Source organism: uncultured Anaerococcus sp., assembly GCF_937934665.1.
Lineage (GTDB): Bacteria > Bacillota > Clostridia > Tissierellales > Peptoniphilaceae > Anaerococcus.
The window spans coordinates 1-4,886 of sequence record NZ_CALGYW010000123.1 but is presented as its reverse complement, the minus strand read 5'-3'; the positions used below and the strand labels follow the sequence as shown (position 1 = coordinate 4,886).

At 35.9% G+C, this 4,886-nt stretch carries 3 protein-coding genes and 1 pseudogene; 3 read left to right on the top strand and 1 reads right to left on the bottom strand.

Annotation, left to right across the window (positions count from 1 at the left end; all coding sequences use genetic code 11):
• Window positions 1-435 (top strand): glycosyltransferase (locus Q0410_RS06525; protein WP_299034546.1); only part of this gene is annotated, 435 nt, incomplete at its 5' end.
• Window positions 436-527: 92 nt separating this feature from the next.
• Here Q0410_RS06525 and Q0410_RS06520 read toward each other — a convergent pair.
• Window positions 528-1,490, bottom strand: coding sequence for a hypothetical protein (locus Q0410_RS06520; protein WP_299034543.1), 963 nt, complete (start codon window positions 1,488-1,490; stop codon window positions 528-530).
• Between the two features lie 232 nt (window positions 1,491-1,722).
• Between Q0410_RS06520 and Q0410_RS06515 the strand changes: the two genes are divergently transcribed.
• Both Q0410_RS06515 and Q0410_RS06510 read left to right on the top strand, forming a co-directional pair.
• Window positions 1,723-3,723 carry a peptidoglycan amidohydrolase family protein gene (locus tag Q0410_RS06515; RefSeq protein ID WP_299034540.1) on the top strand — a complete coding sequence of 667 codons (2,001 nt, stop codon included), beginning with the start codon at window positions 1,723-1,725 and terminating at the stop codon, window positions 3,721-3,723.
• 219 nt (window positions 3,724-3,942) lie between these two features.
• A pseudogene (locus tag Q0410_RS06510) lies at window positions 3,943-4,860 on the top strand (DMT family transporter); the annotation flags it as partial.
• Window positions 4,861-4,886: the final 26 nt, after the last annotated feature.

The following is a 4,886-nucleotide window of genomic DNA, read 5'->3' as shown; positions in this document are numbered from 1 at the left end:
GCAAGCCACACAGGAAAGACTGATATGGCAAATAATGTAAATAAAATCCGCCTAGGTACGGATACAGATTACTATAATTCAGGATTTTTGCTTATAAATCTCAAAAGAGCTCGAGAAGAGATTGTGCCTGAGGAAATTTTTGCCTATGCAGACCGTAACTACAAAAATTTATTACTTCCAGACCAAGACATCCTAAATGCCATGTATGGAGATAGGGTTTTGGCCCTTAAGGATTCTATTTACAATTATGATGCGAGAAATTATTCGTCCTATCTTTTAAGAAGCAAGGGTGAGGAAGACTTAGAATGGGTCATGGAAAACACCGTAGTCCTCCACTTTTGCGGCAGAGATAAGCCACGGAAAAAGAACCACCGAACAAAGTTTACTGCCCTTTATAGGCATTATATGAGGCTTTCTGAGAGGTATTTGTCATAGCTTATGATTAGAATTGTGATTTTAAAATTCTTTATATTATAGGTAGATAAAAAGACGGGATTTTTTATTTACCCGTCTTTTCTTTGTAAATATTAGTTTTCTCCAGTATACATGGTAGATGCACCTGGGTAGAGTTTACCGATTTCGTCAAAGACTAGTCCTATATCTCCAAACCCTGTTTCTTCTAGGCGTTTTTGAGCCCTGGTGTAGGCAAGATCTATGTCTTTGTTTGGAATTTGATCTACTATTTCTTTATCAAATTCATAGTGATTTACAAGGGCTTCTTTTAGGGCCTTGTAGTCTGCTTCGCTTGATCCAAATTTGATTAGGTTTTCGTATTCTTCTGGATCTGCAGCACCTGTGTTTTCGCTACTAGTTGTAGTTTCGTCAGTTTCTATATCATCAGTCTCTGCCTTAGTTCCTGTTAGGATTTCTTCTGCCATTTCTACATAGTCTTCGTAGTAGGCTAGTGGGTCTTCTTCGTAGGCTTGGTGGAAGGCCTCTTCTACTTCCTTGTCTGTAAATGACCAGATTTCATCATAGTCTGCTCCGTTTTCTACCATGAGGTTTCTTTCCCATTCAAACTTATTTCCGATTAGGTCGTCTGGAGATTTTTTCCAGTAGTATTTTGTCTCGATTGATTCTAGTGGGAATTTTAGTGACTGATCTGGGTATTCATAGGCTAGCTCTTGGAAGAAGAAGTCTTTGACATCCCAATATCCAGTTCTATCGCTCATTTTTTCGCATTTTTTATAAAGCTTAACGAGTTCTTCGTCATCTAGTTTTCTAGCAAGTGATGGGGCAAACTCTCCCATATCTACCATGAGCTTTCTTAGAGTGTCTCCGTTTACTTCAAACTTAGACTCTTTTTTTGACTTTTCTTCTTTTGTTTCTTTTTTGCTTTCTTCTTTTTTCTCTTTTTCTAGGTCTACCTTGCCGTCTAGGGCCTTGGCTATGGTTTCTTCAGAGACTTTGGATTCTGGTCTAGCAGAGTCATTGCATCCTGTTATAACAAAGCCTAGGGCGAGGGCTAAAATTAGCGATTTACTCTTCATATTTCCATCCTTTTTTATTTCCTTGATTGTATCATTATATAAGTAATCATACCATTTTTGAAGTGTTTTATAAAGTAGGTAGCTAAAGAGGGGGAGTAAGTTCTTACAAATCTTTACAATTTTGTAACTTTTTTGTTGCAATTTATTGAAAAATACTATATAATAGGTATATATTTTGTAACAGACAAGAAATACCTGTAATAAAATTGTAATATGAGAGAGGGAAAAGACAATGAAAAAAATAAATAGAACTGTCCTTCTTGCCTCAACCTTATTTTTAACCTCTGCTATCAACCTAACTGATAATGCTTATGCTAATGAGGATAATAAACAACTTTCGAATGAAAGAGTTGAGAAGGCTAGCGAGGATAGTGACTTACCAGTAACTAATAATGAGGAAGAGTTAGAAAACCAAGACTTTGCTGAGCCTAGTGGTGAAATAGAGACTAAGTCTTATGATAATTTTGACTTTGATACTAATAGTGATCAGTCAAGTTTAGAAAATCCTGCAGATTTTTCTGATGAAAATGCCGATGATAAGGCCCAAGATTTAGAAGAAGTATCTTCTGATGAAGCTTTAGCTAATGAAGTTAGCGAAGAAACTGAAGAATCTATAGAACTTTCCGAAGAATCCGACGAACCTGCACAAACAAGCCAAGAAGAAAACCCTGGCCAAGTAGAAGTAGACGGTGATTTTAGCGAGGAAAGAATTCCGGGTGTTATCTACTATGATGCGACAAGTCTAGATGAAGGCCTAGAAAATCTTCGTAATGATACCACAGAGCTTAAAGAGCTACATAACGAGCAAACTGAACTTAAGTCAGAAAACTACTATGCAGAAAACACTGGTGGTTACTTTGTTAAAAAGCAAAATAAAATAAATTATTATAGGAATAATAAATTAGTTAAAAATGCTAATATCAAAGTTGAAGATAGGATTTATAGGGCTGATAAGTCAGGTACAATTACAAATCCAAAAAATAAGTGGCTAAATATCGGAAGTGATATTTACTATAATAACAGCAAGGGCAATATCCTTAAGGGTATAAACGAGATAAACAAGGTTAAGTTTTACTTCTCAAATGAGGGTGCTCTTGAGAGAAACAAGAAGCTTATAACCCAAGGTGCCTACTATGAACTAGACAATGCTGGTAGGATGAAAACTGTTAATAACAGATGGGTAAATGTAAATAACAATATTTACAGGACTCTAGGAAACGGCAAGATTGCCAAGGGTATAACAAAGATTAATGACAAGGACTTTTTCTTTGATAAGGAAGGTAAACTTCAAACTAACAAGAAACTAATCCTTGCTGATAAATACTACGAAGTAAACCCAATGGGTATAGTTACCAATCCAAAAAATAAGTGGGTTGCAGTAGATGGCGTAAGCTATAGGACTAAGGCAGACGGTAGCCTTACTAGGGGAATAGCTGAAATTAACGGCAATACCTATATCTTTAATTATAAAACAGGGGCAATGATTACCGGTAGGCCTTCTATAACCAATGGTCTATACTTTAGTATAGATGATAAGGGTATAGCTACCCTAGTTAAAGATGACTGGGTAACTTATGAAGGCAAGACCTTCCACACTAACAATGCGGGTTATGTTAAAAAAGGCGTTTGGAAGATCAATGGCAACCTTTATTGCTTTGATGATAATGGTCTAGTTTTAAACTCTACCTACATAAAAAAAGGTATAGAATATAAGACAAACGAAAAAGGAATCGCAACCATTTCTGGCTACAAGGTAGCAGGTGAGAAAAATATTGACTCTGTAATGGACTGGATGTTCAACGCTAAAAATAACGGCATGACCTATGATATGGGCCCTGCTAGAACAACAGAAAAATCTGCAGACTGCTCATCAGCTGTATTTAGATCTCTAATCTACGGAGGCTTCCTAAACAAAAATGCCTTTATAGGTAATACTGAAACCCTATTTGCCATGGGAAGAAACGGCAGCATTATGTATGAAATAAGCGAAAGTGAGATAGACTACGGTGATATCTTTGTATCAGGTATACCAGGCAGATCTCTTGGAGAAGGCGGCCACACAGGATTTATCCTAAATAAGGCTGAAGATACAATCATCCATATGAATTATTCAGAAAATGGAGTAACAGTTACTCCAAGAGTAGGCCATATGGGAGATAAGTCAGGTAGACCAGTAAGATACTACAGACTAAGAAATGCTAATTCAAAGAGAATATTTGTAGATATAAAATAATATAAAGTTTTAGGCTAGGCGCAAAGGCGTCTAGTTTTTTTGTGGGTAAATATATAATAGTCTTAAAAAATTTTGTAAATAATAGTTTTTAGAAAAATAAATTATTTAAAATAGAGATTTTGGGTATAAAATTAGGGTAAATATGAATATAAAAATTTAATGAGGAGAAATTATGAGTGAACAAGGGAAAATGGTCAAAAAACGGCTAAAAAGGGACTCCTAGGTAAGGTTCTACTTTTAATAGTAGCCATCCTTTGGGGATCTTCCTTAACCGTGGTTAAGGTTGCTCAAGCAACTTTCGAACCAAATATGATTCTTGCCATTAGGTTTACAGTATCGGCAATAATCTTATCTATAATATTTTGGAAAAAATTAAGAGATATGAGCAAGGACGATCTAAAAAGTGGTCTTATTATAGGTGTATTTTTATTTATGGCCTATTCAGTTCAGACTATAGGTGTTGGTTATACAGACCCAGGTAGGTCAGCTTTCTTATCAGCATCTTACTGTGTAATAGTGCCATTTTTAGCATGGTTTGCTATGAAAAAGAGACCAGATAAGTTTAATATCATTGCGGCAGCCTTTACTATCGTAGGTATTTATTTTGTATCTATGGCAGGTGGAGACGGTGGATCTGTCTTTGACCAAGGTAAGGAAGCTTTCATGGGTGATGGTTTTGCCCTCCTATCAGGTGTCTTATTTGCAGCTCATATAGTAGCTGTAACCAAGTTATCCAAGGGTAAAGACCCTACCCTTATTACTATTTTACAATTTGCGATGGCAGCAGTTTAATCAATAATAGTAACTTTAGTCTTTGAAGATAACTCTGCTATAGTTATAACTAAGAAAGCTTTACTAGAAGTAGGTTACCTTGCTGTTATATGTACAACTGTAGCCCTCCTATTACAAAATATAGGACAAAAATTTGCGACAGCATCTTCAGCTGCCCTAATTCTAGCTACAGAATCAATCTTTGGTATCCTAATCCCAGTCTTTATGGGTATAGAATCTTTGACTACAAATAAGATTATAGGTTTTATCCTAATCTTTATAGCCATTGTTATTTCGGAAACCAAGCTAAGTTTCTTAGGCTTTGGTGATGATAAGGAAGATGACAAGGCAGAGGCAAAAGCCTAGAAGATATAAAAATTTCCCGGGATTTT